Annotated in this window: 21 protein-coding genes; 16 read left to right on the top strand and 5 right to left on the bottom strand. The window is 57.4% G+C overall.

Annotated features, from left to right (window positions below):
• The first annotated feature begins 215 nt into the window (after nucleotides 1–215).
• Genes KGA98_RS19440 through KGA98_RS19410 form a run of 7 tightly spaced genes read left to right on the top strand, consistent with a single transcriptional unit; the run spans nucleotide 216 to nucleotide 8,652 of the window.
• Nucleotides 216–1,838, top strand: a complete 1,623-nt coding sequence (locus KGA98_RS19440; RefSeq protein ID WP_150812974.1) for a methyl-accepting chemotaxis protein — start codon at nucleotides 216–218, stop codon at nucleotides 1,836–1,838.
• The gene (locus KGA98_RS19435) at nucleotides 1,838–2,374 is read left to right on the top strand and encodes a chemotaxis protein CheW (RefSeq protein ID WP_223503202.1); all 537 of its coding nucleotides are present in this window, start codon (nucleotides 1,838–1,840) and stop codon (nucleotides 2,372–2,374) included. The genes KGA98_RS19440 and KGA98_RS19435 overlap by 1 nt, the downstream gene beginning before the upstream one ends.
• Nucleotides 2,371–3,642 carry a CheR family methyltransferase gene (locus KGA98_RS19430; protein ID WP_223503200.1) on the top strand — a complete coding sequence of 424 codons (1,272 nt, stop codon included), beginning with the start codon at nucleotides 2,371–2,373 and terminating at the stop codon, nucleotides 3,640–3,642. The genes KGA98_RS19435 and KGA98_RS19430 overlap by 4 nt, the downstream gene beginning before the upstream one ends.
• Nucleotides 3,639–4,319: a chemotaxis protein CheW gene (locus KGA98_RS19425; RefSeq protein ID WP_223503198.1), complete on the top strand. Its 681-nt coding sequence runs from the start codon at nucleotides 3,639–3,641 to the stop codon at nucleotides 4,317–4,319. The genes KGA98_RS19430 and KGA98_RS19425 overlap by 4 nt, the downstream gene beginning before the upstream one ends.
• On the top strand, nucleotides 4,316–6,595 hold the full coding sequence (locus tag KGA98_RS19420) for a hybrid sensor histidine kinase/response regulator (RefSeq protein ID WP_223503196.1): 2,280 nt from the start codon (nucleotides 4,316–4,318) through the stop codon (nucleotides 6,593–6,595). Before KGA98_RS19425 ends, KGA98_RS19420 begins: the two co-directional genes overlap by 4 nt.
• Nucleotides 6,592–7,602 (top strand): chemotaxis response regulator protein-glutamate methylesterase, encoded by a 1,011-nt coding sequence (locus KGA98_RS19415; protein ID WP_223503194.1) that lies wholly within the window; start codon nucleotides 6,592–6,594, stop codon nucleotides 7,600–7,602. Before KGA98_RS19420 ends, KGA98_RS19415 begins: the two co-directional genes overlap by 4 nt.
• Before the next feature lie 48 nt (nucleotides 7,603–7,650).
• Nucleotides 7,651–8,652, top strand: a complete 1,002-nt coding sequence (locus KGA98_RS19410; protein WP_218495022.1) for a PleD family two-component system response regulator — start codon at nucleotides 7,651–7,653, stop codon at nucleotides 8,650–8,652.
• 291 nt (nucleotides 8,653–8,943) lie between these two features.
• On the opposite strand, the gene KGA98_RS19405 is transcribed toward KGA98_RS19410, so the two are convergent.
• Genes KGA98_RS19405 through KGA98_RS19385 form a run of 5 tightly spaced genes read right to left on the bottom strand, consistent with a single transcriptional unit; the run spans nucleotide 8,944 to nucleotide 12,317 of the window.
• Nucleotides 8,944–9,108 (bottom strand): rubredoxin, encoded by a 165-nt coding sequence (locus KGA98_RS19405; protein WP_223503192.1) that lies wholly within the window; start codon nucleotides 9,106–9,108, stop codon nucleotides 8,944–8,946.
• A 19-nt stretch (nucleotides 9,109–9,127) separates the two neighbouring features.
• Nucleotides 9,128–9,484 (bottom strand): hypothetical protein, encoded by a 357-nt coding sequence (locus KGA98_RS19400; RefSeq protein ID WP_411736672.1) that lies wholly within the window; start codon nucleotides 9,482–9,484, stop codon nucleotides 9,128–9,130.
• Nucleotides 9,485–9,486: 2 nt separating this feature from the next.
• Nucleotides 9,487–10,194 carry a hypothetical protein gene (locus tag KGA98_RS19395; RefSeq protein WP_223503190.1) on the bottom strand — a complete coding sequence of 236 codons (708 nt, stop codon included), beginning with the start codon at nucleotides 10,192–10,194 and terminating at the stop codon, nucleotides 9,487–9,489.
• Between the two features lie 21 nt (nucleotides 10,195–10,215).
• A complete protein-coding gene (locus tag KGA98_RS19390; RefSeq protein ID WP_223503188.1) occupies nucleotides 10,216–10,950 on the bottom strand; it encodes a ferritin-like domain-containing protein in 735 nt (244 codons plus the stop codon).
• Nucleotides 10,951–10,973: 23 nt separating this feature from the next.
• A complete protein-coding gene (locus KGA98_RS19385) occupies nucleotides 10,974–12,317 on the bottom strand; it encodes a saccharopine dehydrogenase C-terminal domain-containing protein (RefSeq protein WP_223503186.1) in 1,344 nt (447 codons plus the stop codon).
• 237 nt (nucleotides 12,318–12,554) lie between these two features.
• Between KGA98_RS19385 and KGA98_RS19380 the strand changes: the two genes are divergently transcribed.
• The 9 genes from KGA98_RS19380 to KGA98_RS19340 all read left to right on the top strand — a co-directional run bounded on the left by KGA98_RS19380 (nucleotide 12,555) and on the right by KGA98_RS19340 (nucleotide 20,088).
• Entirely contained in the window at nucleotides 12,555–12,836 is a 282-nt protein-coding gene (locus KGA98_RS19380) for a hypothetical protein (RefSeq protein WP_223503277.1), read from the top strand.
• Nucleotides 12,733–13,083, top strand: a complete 351-nt coding sequence (locus KGA98_RS19375; protein ID WP_317848961.1) for an SDR family oxidoreductase — start codon at nucleotides 12,733–12,735, stop codon at nucleotides 13,081–13,083. Before KGA98_RS19380 ends, KGA98_RS19375 begins: the two co-directional genes overlap by 104 nt.
• A gap of 82 nt (nucleotides 13,084–13,165) precedes the next feature.
• Nucleotides 13,166–14,261 (top strand): peptide chain release factor 2 gene (prfB, locus tag KGA98_RS19370; protein ID WP_109790603.1). Its coding sequence is split into 2 segments (ribosomal slippage): nucleotides 13,166–13,237 and nucleotides 13,239–14,261, totalling 1,095 coding nucleotides; the frame shifts between segments, so codons are not numbered across the junction.
• A 114-nt stretch (nucleotides 14,262–14,375) separates the two neighbouring features.
• Entirely contained in the window at nucleotides 14,376–15,878 is a 1,503-nt protein-coding gene (lysS, locus tag KGA98_RS19365; protein ID WP_057716207.1) for a lysine--tRNA ligase, read from the top strand.
• A 98-nt stretch (nucleotides 15,879–15,976) separates the two neighbouring features.
• On the top strand, nucleotides 15,977–16,693 hold the full coding sequence (locus KGA98_RS19360; protein WP_007992006.1) for a TetR/AcrR family transcriptional regulator: 717 nt from the start codon (nucleotides 15,977–15,979) through the stop codon (nucleotides 16,691–16,693).
• 142 nt (nucleotides 16,694–16,835) lie between these two features.
• Entirely contained in the window at nucleotides 16,836–17,390 is a 555-nt protein-coding gene (locus KGA98_RS19355; RefSeq protein ID WP_090453338.1) for a hypothetical protein, read from the top strand.
• 32 nt (nucleotides 17,391–17,422) lie between these two features.
• Nucleotides 17,423–18,700: a flavohemoglobin expression-modulating QEGLA motif protein gene (locus tag KGA98_RS19350; protein ID WP_057716204.1), complete on the top strand. Its 1,278-nt coding sequence runs from the start codon at nucleotides 17,423–17,425 to the stop codon at nucleotides 18,698–18,700.
• Nucleotides 18,701–18,847: 147 nt separating this feature from the next.
• A complete protein-coding gene (locus tag KGA98_RS19345) occupies nucleotides 18,848–19,762 on the top strand; it encodes an alpha/beta hydrolase (protein ID WP_223503182.1) in 915 nt (304 codons plus the stop codon).
• Complete coding sequence (locus KGA98_RS19340; protein ID WP_102669805.1) at nucleotides 19,759–20,088, top strand: hypothetical protein; 330 nt, start codon at nucleotides 19,759–19,761, stop codon at nucleotides 20,086–20,088. The genes KGA98_RS19345 and KGA98_RS19340 overlap by 4 nt, the downstream gene beginning before the upstream one ends.
• The last annotated feature ends 103 nt before the right edge of the window (nucleotides 20,089–20,191 follow it).

The following is a 20,191-nucleotide window of genomic DNA, read 5'->3' as shown; positions in this document are numbered from 1 at the left end:
CCAGAGACTCAATGTAGGAGCGAGCCTGCTCGCGATGGCGTTTTCAGCCGCCCCACATCCCCAATGACCATTCTACGGTCCCTTTCTGCCCAATCACCCTGGCACCCATCCCGCCTTTTTTTGACGGGATGAGAAGTAGCGCGCAACCGTCTTATAAATGAAACACCGCCCTCGGCTATACTCCCCGCATTTCGAATCGGCTGCGAGGAATGACTGTGAAGAACTGGACGTTACGCCAACGCATTTTGGCGAGCTTTGCGGTAATTATCGCCATCATGTTGCTGATGGTGGTTGTCTCATATTCGCGGCTGTTGAAGATCGAAAAAAGCGAGGCCAGCGTGCGTGAGGACGCTCTGCCAGGGTTGTATTACAGCTCGATGGTTCGTGGCGCGTGGTCCGACAGTTATGTACGCATTCAGGCCATGCTCGGCCTGGAGGAAGGGCAGAGCTTCACTGCCGAGGATGCCGCGAGCTTCAAGGGCTACGCCGAGCGGTTGAAAGAGCAGATGGAGCTCTACCGTGGAACGATTGCCGACGAAGAAGACAGAGTCGAGTTCGCCGCGTTCGAAAAGCTTCATGAGGACTACCACCGGATTCTGGCCGCGGTGATCGAGTTGTATAAACGCAACCAGAACGCCGAGGCCGTCAACATGTTCAAGGGTGAACTGACCCCGACCTGGACAGCGGGTCGAATGAAGGTCAATGAAATCCTGCGTCACAACAAGTCTGTGGCGGACACAGACATCGCGGCCATTGACGATGCAGTGCTCACAGCCAAAGTCATCATGGGTATTTCCCTGGTGATCGCGGTGCTGGCGGCCGCTCTCTGTGGTCTGTTGCTGATGCGCGCCATCATGGCGCCGATGAACCGCATCGTGAGAATCCTCGAAATCATGCGCACCGGCGACCTCAGCAGCCGCCTGAACCTGGAGCGCAAGGACGAATTCGGCGCGGTAGAGACCGGGTTCAACGACATGATGACCGAGCTCACTTCTCTGGTGTCCCAGGCCCAACGCTCGTCGGTGCAGGTGACCACGTCGGTGACCGAGATCGCCGCGACGTCCAAGCAGCAACAAGCCACCGCCACCGAAACCGCCGCCACCACCACGGAAATCGGCGCGACCTCCCGTGAGATCGCCGCCACTTCCCGGGATCTGGTGCGCACCATGACCGAGGTCTCCACCGCCGCCGATCAGGCTTCCGTGGCGGCCGGTTCCGGTCAGCAAGGCCTGGCACGCATGGAAGAAACCATGCACTCGGTGATGGGCGCGGCCGATCTGGTCAACGCCAAGCTGGCGATCCTCAACGAGAAGGCCGGCAACATCAATCAGGTGGTGGTGACCATCGTCAAGGTCGCCGACCAGACCAACCTGTTGTCGCTCAACGCCGCCATCGAGGCCGAGAAGGCCGGGGAATACGGGCGCGGCTTTGCCGTGGTTGCCACCGAAGTGCGGCGCCTGGCGGACCAGACGGCCGTGGCCACCTACGACATCGAGCAAATGGTGCGCGAGATCCAGTCGGCGGTGTCGGCCGGGGTCATGGGCATGGACAAGTTTTCCGAAGAGGTGCGTCGCGGGATGTCCGAGGTGCAGCAGGTCGGCGAGCAGTTGTCGCAGATCATCCATCAGGTCCAGGCGCTGGCGCCGCGGGTGCTGATGGTCAACGAAGGCATGCAGGCCCAGGCTACCGGTGCCGAGCAGATCAACCATGCGCTGGTGCAGTTGGGTGATGCCAGCAGCCAGACGGTCGAGTCTCTGCGCCAGGCCAGTTTCGCCATCGATGAACTGAGCCAGGTGGCCGTCGGGCTGCGCAGCGGCGTTTCGCGATTCAAAGTCTGATGAGCGAAATCACGGCCAAACGCTCTGCCGTGAAGCAGGCGCTGCATGCCTTGTTTCTGGTGTTTCGCGTCGGCAACGAGCGCTATGCCTTGAAGGCTATCGAAGTGGCTGAAGTGCTGCCGTGCCTGCCGTTGAAGCCCATTCCCCATGTCCCCGCCTGGGTCGCCGGGGTGTTCGCCTATCGGGGCACCGTGGTGCCGGTGATCGACTTGAGCGCACTGACCTTTGGCATGCCTGCACAGGCCCGTACCAGCACGCGACTGGTGCTGGTCAACTATCGCCCGGATGAAACCGCCGAGACACAACTGCTCGGGCTGATTCTGGAACAGGCGACTGACACCTTGCGCTGCGATCCGGCGGATTTTCAGCCCTATGGCCTGGACAATCGCCAGACGCCTTACCTCGGGCCGGTGCGCAAGGACGAGGGGGGGGTGCTGCAATGGGTGCGGGTCGGCGATCTGCTGGACGATCAGGTGCGCGCATTGTTGTTTCCCTCGCCGCCAATGGATCCGGCACTGCTGCAGGAGCGGCCATGAACAGCGATCAGCGTTTTTTCGACTTTCTCAAGGAAACCATCGGACTCGACGTGACCTCGGTAGGGCCTGCGATCATCGAGCGAGCGGTGCGCCAGCGCAGCATCGTTTCGCAAGCAGTGTCGGCCGATGAGTATTGGCACACCTTGCAGGGCTCGCGGGACGAGCAGCAGGCCTTGATCGAGGCGGTGATCGTTCCGGAAACCTGGTTCTTCCGCTATCCGGAGTCCTTCGTCACCCTGGCGAAACTGGCGAGCAAGCGTCTGGCCGAAATCAACAACCTGCGCGCACTGCGAATTCTCAGCCTGCCATGCTCCACGGGCGAAGAACCGTACTCGATCGCCATGGCGTTGCTCGATGCCGGGCTCAAACCGCACCAGTTCAAGGTCGACGGCCTGGACGTCAGCCCGTTGTCAGTGGAAAAAGCCCGTCGGGCGTTGTACGGCAAGAATTCCTTTCGGGGTGACGACATTGCGTTTCGCGACCGTCATTTCATCGCCGAAGGCGAGAGCTATCGCCTCGATCAGCGGGTGCTCGAGCAAGTGCGCCTGCAGGTAGGCAATCTGCTGGATCCGGCCTTGCTGGCCGGTGAACCGCCATTCGATTTCGTGTTTTGTCGCAACCTGCTGATCTACTTCGACCAGCCGACCCAGAAGCTAGTCTTCGAAGTGCTCAAGTGCCTGACCCACGTTGACGGCGTGCTGTTTATCGGCCCGGCCGAAGGCGGTCTGCTGGGGCGTTTGGGGATGCGCTCGATTGGTATCGCGCAGTCCTTCGCGTTCAGTCGGCAGGGAACTGCGGACCCTGATCCCTTGCCGACGTTCGTTCCTGCGCCATTGCCGGTGCCGCAACCGTTGCGCAATCCACCGCCTGCGCCAGTGCGCAGCCGTCCGTTTGCCCGGGTTGCGCCGCTGCGGCCTGCGCCTGCAACCTCCGGCTCCGACACTGTCGCGCTGCTGGCCAATATCGCCGTGCTGGCCGATGAAGGCAAAAGCGCCGAGGCGCGAGCGGCGTGTGAAAGCTACTTGCGCAGCCATGAGCCGGTGGCTCAGGTCTTTTACTGGTTGGGACTGCTCAGCGATGTGGCCGGCAATACCCTTGAAGCACAGGGTTTTTACCGCAAGGCGTTGTACCTGGAACCGCAACATCCTGAAGCGTTGATGCACCTGGCCGGCTTGCTGCAGGCCCAGGGCGACGCGATGGGAGCCAGACGATTGCAGGAGCGTGCCGCCCGCAGCGCACGTTCCGTCGACAGTGAGCGTAAACGATGATCGCCTCCGATACCTTTAGCGTCACCCGGGATGCCCAGGCCATCGACGATTGCTGGAACCGCATTGGTATCCACGGTGACAAGTCCTGTCCGCTGCTCAGCGACCATATTCATTGCCGCAATTGTGCGGTGTATTCGGCGGCTGCCACACGCTTGCTCGATCGTTATGCATTGCAGCAGGAAGATCGCGGGACTGTGTCTGTCGCGGTCGAGAGCGAGGTGAAAACCCGCTCGCTGTTGATGTTCCGTCTGGGTGAAGAGTGGTTGGGGCTTGCGACCCGTAGCCTGGTAGAGGTGGCGCGGTTGCAAGCGATTCACTCGTTGCCGCATCAACGTTCCCGGGCCTTGCTCGGCGTGGCGAATGTACGCGGAGCGCTGGTTGCCTGCCTGTCGCTGGTGGAACTGCTCGGGCTCGACGGCGTCAGCAGCGTGGCCACCGGTGCACGGGTCATGCCACGCATGCTGATCATCGCCGCCGACGGCGGGCCGGTGGTGGTGCCGGTGGACGAAGTCGACGGGATTCACGCCATCGACGAGCACATCCTCGATACCGCATCGCGCTCAGGTGCTCAGGCCAGCGCCAAATACACCCGTGGCGTGTTGCAATTCAAAGGTCGCAGCCTGCGTTGGCTGGATGAAGAGCAGCTGTTGTGCGCCGTGACCCGGAGCCTCACATGACCCCCGAGCAAATGCGCGACGCTTCGTTGCTTGAGCTGTTCAGCCTGGAGGCCGAAGCCCAGACCCTAGTCTTGAGCGCCGGCCTGCTGGCGCTTGAGCGCGACCCGACCCTGGCCGATCAACTTGAATCGTGCATGCGTGCCGCGCACTCGCTCAAGGGTGCGGCGCGGATCGTCGGTGTCGATGCCGGGGTCAGCGTTGCCCATGTGATGGAAGATTGCCTGGTCAGCGCCCAGGAAGGCCGCCTGTTGTTGCGCCCCGAGCATATCGATGCGTTGCTGCAAGGCACCGATCTGCTGATGCGCATTGCCACACCGAGCAACAACCCGGAAGTCACGGACATCGAGGCCTATGTGGCGTTGATGGCGCGGTTGCTGGACCCGGCGGCCCCGCTGGTTGCGCCTGCCGCACCGGTGATGGCCGAACTTCAGCTCGAAGCACCCGCGCCGAAGGTCGAGTCGTCGGCGCCTGTCGTCGAACCGCCATCGGCGCCAGCTCCACGCAAGACCAAACGCACCACTGAAAACGGCGAACGTGTGCTGCGTGTCACCGCCGAGCGCCTGAACAGCCTGCTCGATCTGTCGAGCAAATCCCTGGTGGAAACCCTGCGGCTCAAACCGCACCTGGCGACCATGCAGCGACTCAAGCGCATGCAGAGCAACAGTCTGCGCGCACTGGAGAATCTCAATGTGCATCTCAAGGATCACGCCTTGAGCCTGGAGGCCCAGGAAGCCCTTGAGGATGCGCGGCGCTTGCTCGCGCAATCCCAGCAACTGCTCATGGAAAAGAACGCCGAACTCGACGAGTTCGCCTGGCATGCCAGCCAACGGGCGCAGGTGTTGTACGACACGGCGCTGGCCTGTCGCATGCGGCCCTTTGCCGATGTGCTGACCGGGCAAGTGCGGATGGTCCGGGATCTGGGGCGCGATCTGGGCAAACAGGTGCGCCTGGAAATTGAAGGCGAAAAGACCCAGGTCGATCGCGACGTACTGGAAAAGCTCGAAGCGCCGCTGACTCACCTATTGCGCAACGCGGTCGACCACGGCATCGAAACCCCGGAGCAGCGCCTGCTGGCCGGCAAGCCGGCGGAAGGTTTGATTCGCCTGCGCGCGTCCCATCAGGCCGGTCTGCTGGTGCTTGAACTGAGCGACGACGGTAACGGCGTGGACCTGGAAAAGCTCCGTCGCAGCATCGTCGAACGAAATTTATCCCTCGCGGAAACCGCCGCGCAGTTGAGCGAAGAGGAATTGCTGACGTTCCTGTTCCTGCCCGGTTTCAGTCTGCGCGACAAGGTCACCGAGGTGTCCGGTCGCGGCGTCGGCCTGGATGCGGTGCAGCACATGGTCCGGCAGCTGCGCGGCGCGGTGGTGTTGGAGCAGACGGCGGGCGAGGGCAGTCGTTTCCACCTTGAGGTGCCGCTGACCCTGTCGGTGGTGCGCAGCCTGGTGGTGGAAGTCGGCGACGAAGCCTATGCCTTCCCGCTGGCGCACATTGAGCGCATGTGCGACCTGGAGCCGGCGGATATCGTGCAGGTCGAAGGCCGCCAGCATTTCTGGCACGAAGGCCGGCATGTCGGCCTGGTGGCGGCCAGTCAGTTGCTGCAACGTCCGGCCAGCCAGAACAGCGGGCAAACCCTGAAAGTCGTGGTGATTCGCGAGCGCGATGCGATCTACGGCGTGGCGGTGGAACGGTTTATCGGTGAGCGGACGTTGGTGGTGCTACCGCTGGACGAGCGTCTGGGCAAGGTGCAGGACATCTCCGCCGGGGCCCTGCTCGACGACGGTTCGGTGGTGCTGATCGTGGATGTCGAAGACATGCTGCGTTCGGTGGAAAAACTGCTCAACACCGGGCGTCTGGAGCGCATTGCCCGTCACAGCAATCAGGTGGTCGAGGCGGCCCGCAAACGAATTCTGGTGGTGGATGATTCCCTGACCGTGCGAGAGTTGCAGCGCAAGCTGTTGCTCAATCGCGGCTATGACGTGGCGGTTGCGGTGGACGGCATGGATGGCTGGAACGCGCTTCGTTCGGAGGATTTCGATCTGCTGATCACCGACATTGATATGCCGCGCATGGACGGCATCGAACTGGTCACGCTGCTGCGTCGGGACAATCGCCTGCAATCGCTGCCGGTGATGGTGGTGTCCTACAAGGATCGTGAAGAGGACCGGCGCCGTGGACTGGATGCCGGGGCCGACTATTATCTAGCCAAGGCCAGTTTTCATGACGACGCCTTGCTCGATGCAGTGGTCGAGCTCATCGGAGGAGCGCGGGCATGAGGATCGCAATCGTCAATGACATGCCCATGGCGGTGGAGGCCCTGCGCCGCGCCCTGGCATTCGAGCCGGCCCACGAGGTGGTCTGGGTCGCCGGCAATGGTGCCGAGGCGGTGCGCCAGTGCGCGCTGGACACGCCGGACCTGATTCTGATGGACCTGATCATGCCGGTGATGGATGGCGTCGAGGCCACGCGGCGGATCATGGCCGAGACCCCGTGTGCCATCGTCATCGTCACCGTGGATCGCCAGCAGAACGTGCACCGGGTGTTCGAGGCCATGGGTCACGGTGCGCTGGACGTGGTCGACACCCCGGCCCTCGGTGCCGGCAATGCCCAGGAAGCGGCGGCGCCGTTGTTGCGCAAGATCTTGAATATCGTCTGGCTGATCGGCGACAAGGGTAACCGCCCGCGCCCGGCACCGGCACCCTTGCGCTGTTCGGGCTCACGCCAGGGCCTGATCGCCATTGGCTCATCCGCCGGTGGGCCGGCAGCGCTGGAAGTCTTGCTCAAGGGGCTGCCGCGTGATTTCTCTCCGGCCATTGTGCTGGTGCAACACGTTGACCAGGTGTTTGCCGCCGGCATGGCTGAATGGCTCGGCACTGCCAGCGGCCTTGATGTGCGCCTGGCCCAGGAGGGCGAGCCGCCGCAAAGCGGCGCGGTATTGCTGGCCGGCACCAATCACCATATTCGCTTGTTGAAAAACGGCACGCTGGCGTATACCGCCGAACCGGTCAACGAGATCTACCGGCCCTCCATCGATGTGTTCTTCGAGAGCGTGGCCAGTTACTGGAGCGGTGACGCCGTGGGGGTTTTGCTCACCGGCATGGGGCGTGATGGCGCCCAAGGGCTTAAACTCATGCGCCAACAGGGCTACCTGACCATCGCACAAGACCAAAACAGCAGTGCGGTGTACGGCATGCCGAAGGCGGCCGCCGCCATCGACGCTGCCGTGGAGATTCGCCCGCTGGACAAGATAGCGCCACGATTGCTGGAGATTTTCGCCAAATGAGCACCTTTTTCCTCATTCCTGGCTCAGGTAGTACTCAGGTGACCGCACATGACTGAATTACAACTCGACGACTTCAAGACCGACGAAAACGCCGCCATGGTGTTGCTGGTGGACGATCAGGCCATGATCGGCGAAGCCGTGCGTCGCGGCCTGTCGAACGAAGAGAACATTGATTTCCACTTCTGCTCCGACCCGCACCAGGCCATCGCCCACGCGGTGCGCATCAAGCCGACAGTGATCCTGCAGGATCTGGTCATGCCCGGTCTTGACGGTCTTAGCCTGGTGCGCGAATACCGCAATCACCCGGCGACCAAGGACATTCCGATCATCGTTCTGTCGACCAAGGAAGACCCGCTGATCAAGAGCGCGGCCTTTGCGGCCGGGGCCAACGATTATCTGGTCAAGCTGCCGGACAATATCGAACTGGTCGCGCGCATCCGCTACCACTCGCGCTCCTACATGACCCTGCTGCAACGGGATGCGGCGTACCGCGCGTTGCGGGTCAGCCAGCAGCAACTGCTCGACACCAACCTGGTGCTGCAACGCCTGATGAACTCCGATGGCCTGACAGGGTTGTCGAACCGTCGGCACTTCGATGAATACCTGGAACTGGAGTGGCGCCGTTCGCTGCGTGAGCAGAGCCAGTTGTCATTGCTGATGATCGATGTCGACTACTTCAAGGCCTACAACGACAGCTTCGGCCACCTGGAAGGCGATGAAGCCCTGCGCAAGGTCGCCGCGGCGATCAAGGACGCCAGTGCCCGGCCTTCGGACCTCCCGGCCCGCTACGGCGGCGAAGAGTTCGCCCTGGTGCTGCCCAACACCTCCCAGGGCGGTGCACGGTTGGTGGCCGAGAAGCTGCGCCAGACCGTGGCAGCCCTGAAGATCCCGCATAACTCGCCGGCCGAAGGTTCGAGCCTGACCATCAGCATCGGCCTGTCGACTATTACCCCGAAAGCGGGCAGCAACTGCCGCGACCTGATCCTGGCGGCGGACAAGGGGCTGTATTCGGCGAAGAACAATGGGCGTAATCAGGTGGGGGTCGGCTGACGGTACAACGCTCCGTAGCGCTTTAGCAGCTGCGGAGCCCGCGAGGCTGCGTCCGAAGACGAAGTCCTCGCAAACCCTGTACATGGAGTTTGACTAAAGAGGCTTGTTGCATAGTTTAGGAGAGTTTTTGTACGGATAGTCGCTCCATACAGCAATTGGCTGTTATTTAAGAATGCTGGCAGATTTGCTTTCGACGGTCTGAAAACAATCATGTCAACTTTTAGTAAAGGCTTAGGGGGGGGGCAGCGTCGCGTTCAATAAGAATGAAAGCGAACGCCGCAATAAGTGTTCTTACTCAAAATCTTCTTTAGGCATCTGACAATCTGGGCATAACCAATCTTCGGGCAGATCGTCCCAAAGCGTGCCTGGTGGTATTCCATTTTCAGGATCGCCCAGGGCGGGGTCATATTCATAGCCGCAAATAGTGCAACTCATTATTTTTTCTTTGCTTAACATGATTCTTCCTGAGGACAGATTAAAGTGTGACAGTGGCGACCAAACCAGTTGCTCCTAAGATGAAACCAATTAGAGCGCCTCTTTTCGGTAATTCCTTTAGCATTGCGTATATCACAATTGGTTCAAGAATCAGGAGGAGTGTCAAGGATGCAACAGTAACTACCCATATATTTCCAGTTGCTTGATATCCTAGCCAGTACGCGAAAATTAGACTTATACCGGCAATGCTGATAAGTATTACAGGTTTTACAAATATTAAAGGAGTTTCCAATGATCGCTCAGGAAGTTTGGAGGCGTATACTTCGCTGTAAATTGTTAGTATTTCACCGAAAACCATTAGTATTAAGGATGCAGCCATGTAGTAGTGATTTTTCATTTTTAACCTTTGGCTAGTATTGATAAAATGTCTTCTACTGCAGGGGCTCCGAGTTCGCTTGAGTTGAGCAAAAAGTGAGGGCCGTCGTGATCAAAAAGAAATGTGTTTTGATAGGGTGTGCCTTCGAGCTTGGCAATTCTTTGAAGTATGTCTTCGGCTTTGTGTAAATTTGAAAGGTGGTTGTGCTTCAGTATTTTTATTGCATTCCCGAAGTGTATGGCTTCGTCCGCAATCAGGTTTTTAATCCATGTGTTGAAGTTTTGGTGTCCGAACTCGTTGTAGAATGTGTCTTTTTTATATGTTTTGACTGATGTGTATTCATCGTAAGCAAATAGAAGTAGTAGGTTGAATTCGCTTGTAAATATTTCTTGTAGTTGGTCAAAATTTCCGGTTCTTATTTTTAGTTGGTCTATCAGCTCTTCCTCGGTTGAACCAAATAAAAGGCGGATGAGTTCAAAAAAACCGTCGGAATGATTTTTTTCATCTGCAAACCATAAGTCGAGATACTGAACGAAGTGCGGCGAAAATTTTGCTCTCCGCAGGTGTAAATGATGATAAAGATTGATAGCGTCATACTCTGAAAATAAATCTGCCATAAAGAATTTTTTGTACTTTATGTCGATTCCAGGGTTTGTCCATTCGCTGCCGGATATTTCATTGAAAAGTGCTCTTGAACTCCAGTGTCTTTTTGTAAGGAAGGGTGGGGTCATTTTTTTCTCCTGTAGTTCGGGTTATGCTTTTATTTTTTTTATGATGGTAGGGATTATAAGGTCTTTTATTTCTTGTTTTTTAATGGGGAAGTCTGGTGTGTTGTGGTCCAGAACAAATGTTCCAGAGTAGTTTGGTTTCTCGAAATCTATAGCGAAGATCTCTTCCAGGATTGAAGTGGTTTCATTAATCCTCTCGGGGAATAGTTTTTTGGCTTTATCGATAAAGGAAAAGAAGTGATTGATTTCATCTTTTTTTGTTTTTCTGATCCAGTTCGAGAGTTGTGGGGATTTGAATTTATCGTATTTTGCTATGCTGCGGTGATAGACGTGTGTGGTAATAATTTCGTCGTAGGCCAGCATGATGAGGAGTTTGAATGTGTCATCAGTTATTGGATTGATTACACTGAAGTCAGGGCTTCTAACTTCGGCCTCCAGAGTAACTTGATCAAGGGGGATGCCTGTGAATGATGAGTAGATCAGAGCAAAACCATAGGCATGGTCAATTTCGTCCCTAAGCCAAGGATTTAGCACTCCCACTAGTGACGGAAAGTATGTCGAGTATTTGGTCTTTAAATGCCAATAAAGTCGCCGTGCATCGTACTCAGTAATTACTGAGTCGAATAATATCTCCTTCCATTCAGTGCGCTCGATATTGCTTAGTTTTGTATCAGGGAATCGGAAGTTAGCCAGCACCACGGCAGCATCCGGGGTCGAACGGGCGGGGATTCTGGGTTCTGTTATTTTTGTTGTGTTCATGGTGTTTGACTTCCATTGTTTTATCAGTTTTTTGGATGCGCCCTAAAATTATGAAATTGTAGAGTGTCGCTGCAGCTTGGGCGCCAATCAGTTTCTTGGATAATTATTGGCTGCCAGTACGGTTCTACGAAGTCATAGATGTATTCCCAGTCTAGACTTTCGGATTCTAGAATCCCGGATTCTGAATTTTGCTCGGCCCACTTCATTCCAGCAACGATGCTTGATGTGACTTGTAGGCTCGTTGCACTGTTATGTTTTGCCATTTTTCTTGCCTTTCCTATTGAAAGATTAGAGCCGAGCCAAAGTGATTTGTGTTTTTTGCTGATCAGGAAAATGCCGAGTTCGTCGATGCCGGAAACTATATCGTCTTTCATTACTTCCTTTGATTCGATTTGATCTTCACTCCCGCTGCAAAGTAAATGCATTGAATCTACTGCTTGGTCGCAAGGATGATATGCGTAGTATACGGTTGGTCGATATTTTGGTGTTGATGGGGTATCTGAAGTTAAGTATTCGGCGATTGATAGCGATTCATTGTGTGTTAATAGATATGCGTTAAATTCTAAGTAATTGGGAGACCAGCTTTTTACGATGACATTTCGGCCTTGTTCAATCAGTTCGAGTGAGTATCCGTTGTTCTTGGCGTTCAGTGGAACGTCTACTTCGTGAGATCCCCAGCCCAGTTCCGCTGGTTGCAAGCACTCTGTAATCAGTCCGTCCACAGACCAAGTGCAGATAAAGCTTTTTGGTGCGCGCTTTTTGGACGAGATTTGTGTGTCTCGCTCTGATATTTGTATGACCTGTAATTCTAGGCGTTCTGATAGTTTGGCCCACTCAGATTGTGTTGTTGGTTGATCATGTATTCCATTTTTGAGTGCCATTTCAAGCATTGCTTTTTTTAGCAATATAGATATAAAGCCAGGGTTTGCTCCGTGCCCAACAATTGCTGTTGTTGTGCTGGTCTGGGTTTGCGCATATTGTTTCAGACTTTCCCTTAGAGAGTGATTGCTTTTTAAGTTGTTGTTATTTTGATTTGCGTATTCCCAAGGCTCTATGCATGTGTCTAAATACAGTGTGTTGAACCGCTGGGCTAGATTTATCAGAGCTAAGCTGGAAACAGATACCGCCAGATTTAAGAGGAAGCTGTTGTCGCTTAATAATGGTGACAAAACACTGTGGAAGTTGTTTTGGGTTATCAGCTTTTTGTTTAATGTTGCGGAATACTCACTCGCGATATTTTTTCGAGTTGCGTCGATTTCTTTGTCGAAAATGATGATTTCTGAGTTGTAATTTTCTGAAAGTAGCGGTAGCAAAGCTTGGGCGATACTTCCAAAGCCTACAATTATTATTCTGTCGATTTTTTTCATGGTAGTCCTTTAATTAGTAAGTTGAATTGACTTGTCCATGTTTTGCGGTGGTGCTGTAGCTTGCTTAGGTTTCTGAGGATTAAGGTTTTCGATGATGGTGTTAGTAAGTTGTTGTCGATTTTTTTGTGTTGCATAGTTATAGGGAAAGCAGATGCATTGCGCAATTGCCAATTAAGTAGGATTGGTCCGTTATTTTTGAGGTTGTTTTCCTACAGATCGGTCGAGGTCTTAATCTTGTTGTTGATTAGTACTCTGAGAGATGTTTACGGCATCATCCTCAAGGGCGAGTTGCTTATAGCCATGGCAGTTGCGCGAGCCACACAGCCGCGCGGCGGCGGTGCTATCGTTCAAACCGTCTGGTTGTGGGCCCAGCAGGCGATCAGAGCCACACCGTCGGCGGACTACTCGGTCGTGAATGCCAGTGTGCATGTGCAGCGCCGCAACCAGGTCCTTGAACTGGCCTCACCATGCATCTGCATCAACTCCGTGGCCCCGGCCATGGTTGAATCTCCAGTCTAAGGCACCTTCCTGGGAGTCGAGCCGGTCAAGGACGTTGCCGACCGTTAACCCCTTCCATCAACTGCGGCGTAGCGGTCAGCCCGCTGATGTAGCCCAGGCCATTCCGTTTCTGGTATCGATTCAGCCTTCGGCGATCACCGGCACTGTGCTGCCAGTCGACAGCGGCATCACTGAAAGACGTGAGCAGGGTGATTGCAGCGTTCATGGCTGGTGCGAGGCAGGAATAACTGAAACCATTCGCCGGTAAACCCGCCATGCGGGCTGCCGGGACCGCGTGATTACGGTATACTCGCCGGCTTTCAAAAGTTCGCCAACGAGTGCTGCCCGTCATGGAAATCAACCCGATCCTGAACACCATCAAGGACCTGTCCGAGCGCTCCGAAACTATTCGGGGGTATCTTTGACTACGATCAAAAGCATGAGCGTCTGACCGAAGTCAATCGCGAGCTTGAAGATCCGAGTGTCTGGAACAAACCTGAATACGCCCAGGAGCTGGGCCGCGAGCGCGCTGCGCTGGCGCAGATCGTCGATACCCTGGACGAGCTGAACACCGGTCTGGCCGATTGCCGCGACCTGCTGGACATGGCCGTCGAAGAGAACGACGAAGGCGCAGTGGGCGATGTCGTCGCCGAGCTGGCCCGTCTCGAGGAAAGTCTGGCCAAGCTGGAATTCCGGCGCATGTTCAGCCACGAAATGGACCCGAACAACGCCTACCTGGACATCCAGGCCGGTTCCGGCGGCACCGAAGCCCAGGACTGGGCCAACATTCTGCTGCGCATGTACCTGCGCTGGGCCGACAAGCGCGGCTTCGACGCGACCATCATGGAACTGTCCGCCGGTGAAGTCGCCGGGATCAAGGGCGCGACCGTGCACATCAAGGGCGAATACGCGTTTGGCTGGTTGCGGACCGAAATCGGCGTGCACCGTCTGGTGCGCAAGAGCCCGTTCGACTCCGGCAACCGTCGCCACACCTCGTTCTCCGCGGTGTTCGTCTCGCCAGAGATCGATGACAAGGTGGAAATCGAAATTAACCCGGCAGACTTGCGGATCGACACCTATCGCTCCTCCGGTGCCGGTGGTCAGCACGTAAACACCACCGACTCGGCCGTACGTATCACCCACGTACCGACCAACACCGTGGTCAGCTGCCAGAACGAACGTTCCCAGCACGCCAACAAGGACACCGCCATGAAAATGCTGCGGGCCAAGTTGTACGAGCAGGAAATGCAGAAGCGCAACGCGGCGTCCCAGGCGCTGGAAGACACCAAGTCCGATATCGGCTGGGGTCATCAGATCCGTTCGTACGTGCTCGATGCCTCGCGCATCAAGGATCTGCGCACCAACATCGAGCGCAGCGACTGCGACAAGGTGCTCGACGGCGACATCGACGAATACCTGGAAGCGAGCCTGAAGTCCGGGCTGTAAGCAATGCAATACAGGATCGGCTGACCCGGCGCGATCCTTGTAGGAGCCAGCTTGCTGGCGATCCCCAGGCCGCAGGCCTGGGGGCAACGAACCTGTGATGGAATATTTAAAGACATGAGCGACCTAGAACTCGACCCGCAAGCCCTGCAACAGGAAGAAAACTCCCTGATCGCCCTGCGCAAGGAAAAGCTTGCTGCCGAGCGCGCCAAGGGCAATGCCTTCCCGAACGACTTCCGCCGCGAAAACTACTGCGAACAACTGCAGAAACAGTACGCGGACAAGACCAAGGAAGAGCTGGCAGAGGCTGCGATCCCGGTCAAGGTTGCCGGTCGTATCATGCTCAACCGTGGCTCGTTCATGGTGATCCAGGACATGACCGGTCGTATCCAGGTCTACGTCAACCGCAAAACCCTGTCCGAAGAAACCCTGGCCGCGGTGAAAACCTGGGACATGGGCGACATCATTGCCGCCGAAGGCACCCTGGCCCGTTCCGGCAAGGGCGACCTGTACGTCGAAATGACCAGCGTGCGCCTGCTGACCAAGTCCCTGCGCCCGCTGCCGGACAAGCACCACGGCCTGACCGACACCGAACAGCGCTACCGCCAGCGTTACGTCGACCTGATCGTCAACGAAGACGTGCGCCAGACGTTCCGCGTGCGTTCGCAAGTCATCGCCCACATCCGCAGCTTCCTGATGAAGCGTGACTTCCTGGAAGTGGAAACGCCGATGCTGCAGACCATTCCTGGCGGCGCGGCAGCCAAGCCGTTCGAAACCCACCACAATGCGCTGGACATGGGCATGTTCCTGCGTATCGCGCCGGAGCTGTACCTCAAGCGTCTGGTTGTTGGCGGGTTCGAGAAAGTGTTCGAGATCAACCGCAACTTCCGTAACGAAGGCGTTTCGACTCGTCACAACCCTGAATTCACCATGTTGGAGTTCTACCAGGCCTACGCCGACTACGAAGACAACATGGACCTGACCGAAGAACTGTTCCGCGAACTGGCGCAGCTGGTTCTGGGCAGCACCGACGTGCCGTACGGCGACAAGGTGTTCCACTTCGGCGAGCCGTTCGTGCGTCTGTCGGTGTTCGACTCGATCCTCAAGTACAACCCTGAGCTGACCGCCGATGATCTGAACGACATCGACAAGGCTCGCGCCATCGCCAAGAAGGCCGGCGCCAAGGTGCTGGGCTTCGAAGGCCTGGGCAAGCTGCAGGTGATGATTTTCGAAGAGCTGGTCGAGCACAAGCTGGAGCAGCCGCATTTCATTACCCAGTACCCGTTCGAAGTGTCGCCGCTGGCCCGTCGTAACGACGACAACCCGAACGTCACCGACCGTTTCGAACTGTTCATCGGTGGTCGTGAAATCGCCAACGCCTACTCCGAGTTGAACGACGCGGAAGACCAGGCCGAGCGCTTCATGGCCCAGGTGGCCGACAAGGACGCAGGCGACGACGAAGCCATGCACTACGACGCCGACTTCGTTCGTGCGCTGGAGTACGGCATGCCGCCAACGGCGGGTGAAGGCATCGGTATCGACCGTCTGGTGATGCTGCTGACCAACTCCCCGTCGATCCGCGACGTGATCCTGTTCCCGCACATGCGGCCGCAAGCGTAAGTGTTTCAAATAAAAAGCCGCCTTTGAGGCGGCTTTTTATTGCCTGTCTGGTACAAACGTATCAACTTGTTACTTTCATCTGAGAGGAAATACCTGTCGTGATTCGTGCAATAGCTCAAGAAGGTGCAGCGGGTATCGCCACTGCGGTCGCTGAAAGCGTTCAGTACCAGGGCCGCAAGGCCAGCCGACAGGGCAGTGAGCAGCGTCGACAGGACATTCTCGACGCCGCCATGCGCATTGTCGTGCGTGACGGCGTGCGTGCCGTCCGACACCGCGCGGTGGCCGCCGAGGCGCAAGTGCCGTTGTCGGCGACCACTTACTATTTCAAGGATATCGATGACCTGCTCACCGATACCTTCGCCCAATATGTGGAACGCAGTGCGGCGTACATGGGCAAGCTGTGGGTGAACAACGAGGGCCTGCTGCGCGACATGATCGCCAGTGGCGATGGCAGCCCGCAGGCACGCTCGAAACTGGCGGACGACATTGCACGGCTGATGACCGATTACGTTCACCGGCAATTGGTCAATCGTCGCGAACATTTGATGGCCGAGCAGGCGTTCCGTCAGGAGGCGTTGCTCAACCCGCGCCTGGCCGAACTGGTGCGCTCGCATCAGCAAATCCTGTTGCAGGGCTCTTGCCAGCTGTTCCAGGTATTGGGCTCGCGCGAGCCGCATCAGGATGCCAAGGTGTTGACGGCGATTATCGGCCGGATGGAATATCAGGGCCTGCTCAACGTAGATGAGCCTGCCGCCGAAGAGGAAATGCTCGGCATCCTGACGCGCTACATGCACCTGGTGCTGGCGTCGGTGTAGCTCGGTTGGTGCATGACCTGTGGGAGCGGGCTTGCTCGCGAAAGCGGTGTGTCAGTCAAAGTTGATGTCGACTGATGTACCGCCTTCGCGAGCAAGCCCGCTCCCACAGCGTGAAGCCGTGTGATCTTCAAGGGAGTATTGAATGAAAGCCTGGCGTGTCGTTGTGATCGCCTTGTCGTTCCTGCTGCTCAGTGGCTGTCTGGTGACCTTCAAGGAACCGCTGCCCACGAGCGAGCCCGCGCCCAAAGGGTTGCTCGGCAAGTGGACCAGCACCAGCGCCTGGGGCGAGCCCGTCAATCTGGAGTTGACCCGCATCGCCGACAATCGCTACCAGGCCGTCAGCTACTTCAAGGCCAAACCCAAGGAGCGTGAAGCCTACCCCTTCACCGTGTCGCGCCATGGCAACCGTTGGTACTTGTCGGCGAAGGTGCCGGCGCAGTTCGGCGGGTATTTCATCATCGGCGGCTTCGAGCTGACCGACCAGCGTGAACTGGTGCTGTACAACCTCGACCCCGAACAGATCAACCAGGCGCTGAAGCAAAACGCCCTGAGCGGAGAAGCGTTTCAGACTGACGACGGCGCAGGCGTGCTGATCAACAGCTCCATGGATCAAGTCGCCGCCTACCTCGACGACCCGGCCAATTCCGATGTGTTCGTCGAAGCCGTACGCTACCAGCGTCAGGCCAAAGCCAAATAAGCAGCACAATCAGGTTTCTACAGGAGTTTCGGGTGGACGATTACCAACAGTCGATACGCATTTTGTCCGATCGCATCGTGCTCGCGCAGACGCCGATCCGCGTCCTCGATGCGGTCAAGTGGGACGACAACATTCGTAAGGGCTTCCTCAAGGCCAAAGGCAAGGAAATGCCGGCGGTGGACCGCGACTACTACCTCAACCGGCCGCTGGCGTTCGATTCCAGCAAAGTGAAGCTGGAGTTCCAGAACATCGAGCGCGACATCACCCGCCAGCTCGGCCAGTTCAACCCGGTCGGCCAGATCATGCGTCGCATGTGCAAGGAATACCGCATGGTGGTGCGCATGCTCGAAGCGCGCGGCACCGAAGATTTCGGCCTGATCTCGCAGGAATTGTACGGTGCCGCGTCCGACGCGTTCCACGCCGGCGACCCGACGCTGTCCGACCTGGGCATGATGTTGTCCGAATACCTGAACAACATCGACGGCCGTGGCGATCTCAAGGATGAGCCGAAGACGCTGACGGCCAAGGATGCGGTCGACCTGTTGCAGCATCGCTTGAACAAGGTATTTGGCGAAGCCGAGGAAACCATCCGGGTGTTCGAGTCCGACGGGATCGTCGCCGATGCGGCGGCTGGCGCCGACTACATCAAGATCCGCTCCGATGCGATGTTCAATCAGCGCGATGTGCGCGCCCTGGAAGTCCACGAAGGGCTGGTGCATGTCGGCACCACCCTCAACGGCCTGAACCAGCCGATCTGCACCTTCCTCTCCAAGGGGCCGCCCTCGTCGACGGTGACCCAGGAAGGCCTGGCGATCCTGATGGAAATCATCACCTTCGCCTCGTACCCCAGTCGCCTGCGCAAACTGACCAACCGCACGCGGGCCATCCATATGGTGGAGGAGGGTGCCGACTTCCTGCAGGTGTTCGAGTTCTTCCGCGAGCAAGGCTTCGAAATGCCCGAGAGCTACAGCAACGCCAGTCGCGTTTTCCGCGGCTCGGTGCCGACAGGTCTGCCATTTACCAAAGACTTGTCCTACCTCAAGGGCTTCATCATGATTTACAACTACATTCAACTGGCCGTGCGTAAAGGCAAGCTGGAGCAGATACCGCTGTTGTTCTGCGGCAAGACCACCCTGGAAGACATGCGTACCTTGCGCCAGTTGGTGGATGAAGGTCTGGTGGTTCCGCCCAAGTACCTGCCGGAACAGTTCCGCGACATGAACGCGCTGTCGGCGTGGATGTGCTTCTCCAACTTCCTCAACCACCTGAGCCTGGACCGGATCGAGGCGGATTACTCCAACATCCTTTAAGGATCACGCGGACTCAATGTGGGAGCGGGCTTGCTCGCGAAAGCGGTGTATCAGATAGCAGAGATGGTGAATGTCAGTCCGCATTCGCGAGCAAGCCCGCTCCCACATGGGGTCGCATTCCAACCACACTTTACGAGGTTTCACCGGATGAAACTCCTCGGCATCCTCTGCCTTCTCCTGGTCCTGAACGGTTGCAGCTCGCTGCTGTTCTACCCCGAACCCGGCCAGTTGTTCACGCCGGAAAAGGCCGGGCTCGAATACCGCACCGTCACCTTGAACACCGCCGATGGCCTCAAGCTGAACGCGTGGTGGCTGCCGGTGAAGCAGGGTGTCGAGGTCAAAGGCACGGTACTGCACCTGCACGGTAACGGCGGCAATCTGCCAATGCATCTGGGCGGGAGTTGGTGGTTGCCGGAACAGGGCTATCAAGTGCTGCTGGTGGACTATCGCGGTTATGGCTTGTCCGAAGGCAAGCCCAGCCTGCCGGCGATCTATCAGGACATCGATGCGGCGTTCAAATGGCTCGACCAGGCCCCCGAGGTCAAGGGCAAGCCGCTGATCCTGCTTGGCCAAAGCCTTGGCGGTTCGATGGCTGTCCACTACCTCGTTCAACACCCCGAGCGGCAGAAACAACTCAAGGCTGTTGTCCTCGACGGCGTGCCCGCCAGTTATCGCAGTGTCGGCCGGTATGCGCTGAGTAATTCATGGGTGTTCTGGACGTTCCAGGTGCCGCTGTCGTGGCTGGTGCCGGACGGCGACAGCGCGATCAACTCCATGACGCAACTCAAGGACGTACCGAAACTGATCTACCACAGCATCGACGATCCGATCGTGCCTCTTTCCAACGGCATCCGACTGTATCAAGCTGCGCCGCCGCCGCGGGTGCTGCAACTGACCCGTGGCGGTCATGTGCAGACGTTCGCCGACCCGGTCTGGCGCAAGGTCATGCTGCGTTATCTCGATGACCCGCAACATTTCAACGGCCTGCGCCGCCTGGGTGAAATCCCCAACTACCCGGCGCCCCCGAATTCAGAAGATGAACCACCAGAGAGTCCGCAATGAGTGAAGAACGCAACGCCATCCCGCTGATCATCACTGGTATCTGCAGCATCCTCGGCACCGTCGGTGCCCTGTGGTGGTACGGCTACCTGCACTTCGCCAAGCCCGAGGATGCGTTGCTGCTCAGCGACTTCACCATGCTCAAGACCGTGCCGGGCGAGGACTACAAGGTTTCCCTGGCGCCGGCGGCCCAAGTGGCCCAGTGCATCGATGGCGTGCTGGTGCTGTTCGACACCGAACAGAAAGGCCTGACCGGCGTGCTGGTCGACAGCAAGAAAAAAGCCGTGCGCTGCATGGGGCAGGAGACGCCGCAGAAGCTGGAGCCGTAAACCGGTTCTAACTAACAACACAGATCCAATGTGGGAGCGGGCTTGCTCGCGAAGGCGGTTTAACTTTCAACAATAATGTTGACTGATACACCGCCTTCGCGAG

It is taken from the genome of Pseudomonas sp. BF-R-24 (assembly GCF_019947335.1).
Classification (GTDB): Bacteria; Pseudomonadota; Gammaproteobacteria; order Pseudomonadales; family Pseudomonadaceae; genus Aquipseudomonas; species Aquipseudomonas jessenii.
Note: the sequence above shows the minus strand (reverse complement) of the source record. Positions and strands in the feature narration are given on the sequence as shown.

Coding starts and splice junctions, on each gene's coding strand:
- lysS (WP_057716207.1), top strand. CDS start 14,376: ATGAGCGACCTAGAACTCGACCCGCAAGCCCTGCAACAGGAAGAAAAC.
- KGA98_RS19425 (WP_223503198.1), top strand. CDS start 3,639: ATGATCGCCTCCGATACCTTTAGCGTCACCCGGGATGCCCAGGCCATC.
- KGA98_RS19340 (WP_102669805.1), top strand. CDS start 19,759: ATGAGTGAAGAACGCAACGCCATCCCGCTGATCATCACTGGTATCTGC.
- KGA98_RS19345 (WP_223503182.1), top strand. CDS start 18,848: ATGAAACTCCTCGGCATCCTCTGCCTTCTCCTGGTCCTGAACGGTTGC.
- KGA98_RS19355 (WP_090453338.1), top strand. CDS start 16,836: ATGAAAGCCTGGCGTGTCGTTGTGATCGCCTTGTCGTTCCTGCTGCTC.
- KGA98_RS19430 (WP_223503200.1), top strand. CDS start 2,371: ATGAACAGCGATCAGCGTTTTTTCGACTTTCTCAAGGAAACCATCGGA.
- KGA98_RS19415 (WP_223503194.1), top strand. CDS start 6,592: ATGAGGATCGCAATCGTCAATGACATGCCCATGGCGGTGGAGGCCCTG.
- KGA98_RS19375 (WP_317848961.1), top strand. CDS start 12,733: ATGCCAGTGTGCATGTGCAGCGCCGCAACCAGGTCCTTGAACTGGCCT.
- KGA98_RS19400 (WP_411736672.1), bottom strand. CDS start 9,484: ATGAAAAATCACTACTACATGGCTGCATCCTTAATACTAATGGTTTTC.
- KGA98_RS19395 (WP_223503190.1), bottom strand. CDS start 10,194: ATGACCCCACCCTTCCTTACAAAAAGACACTGGAGTTCAAGAGCACTT.
- KGA98_RS19385 (WP_223503186.1), bottom strand. CDS start 12,317: ATGAAAAAAATCGACAGAATAATAATTGTAGGCTTTGGAAGTATCGCC.
- KGA98_RS19410 (WP_218495022.1), top strand. CDS start 7,651: ATGACTGAATTACAACTCGACGACTTCAAGACCGACGAAAACGCCGCC.
- KGA98_RS19435 (WP_223503202.1), top strand. CDS start 1,838: ATGAGCGAAATCACGGCCAAACGCTCTGCCGTGAAGCAGGCGCTGCAT.
- KGA98_RS19390 (WP_223503188.1), bottom strand. CDS start 10,950: ATGAACACAACAAAAATAACAGAACCCAGAATCCCCGCCCGTTCGACC.
- KGA98_RS19420 (WP_223503196.1), top strand. CDS start 4,316: ATGACCCCCGAGCAAATGCGCGACGCTTCGTTGCTTGAGCTGTTCAGC.
- KGA98_RS19405 (WP_223503192.1), bottom strand. CDS start 9,108: ATGTTAAGCAAAGAAAAAATAATGAGTTGCACTATTTGCGGCTATGAA.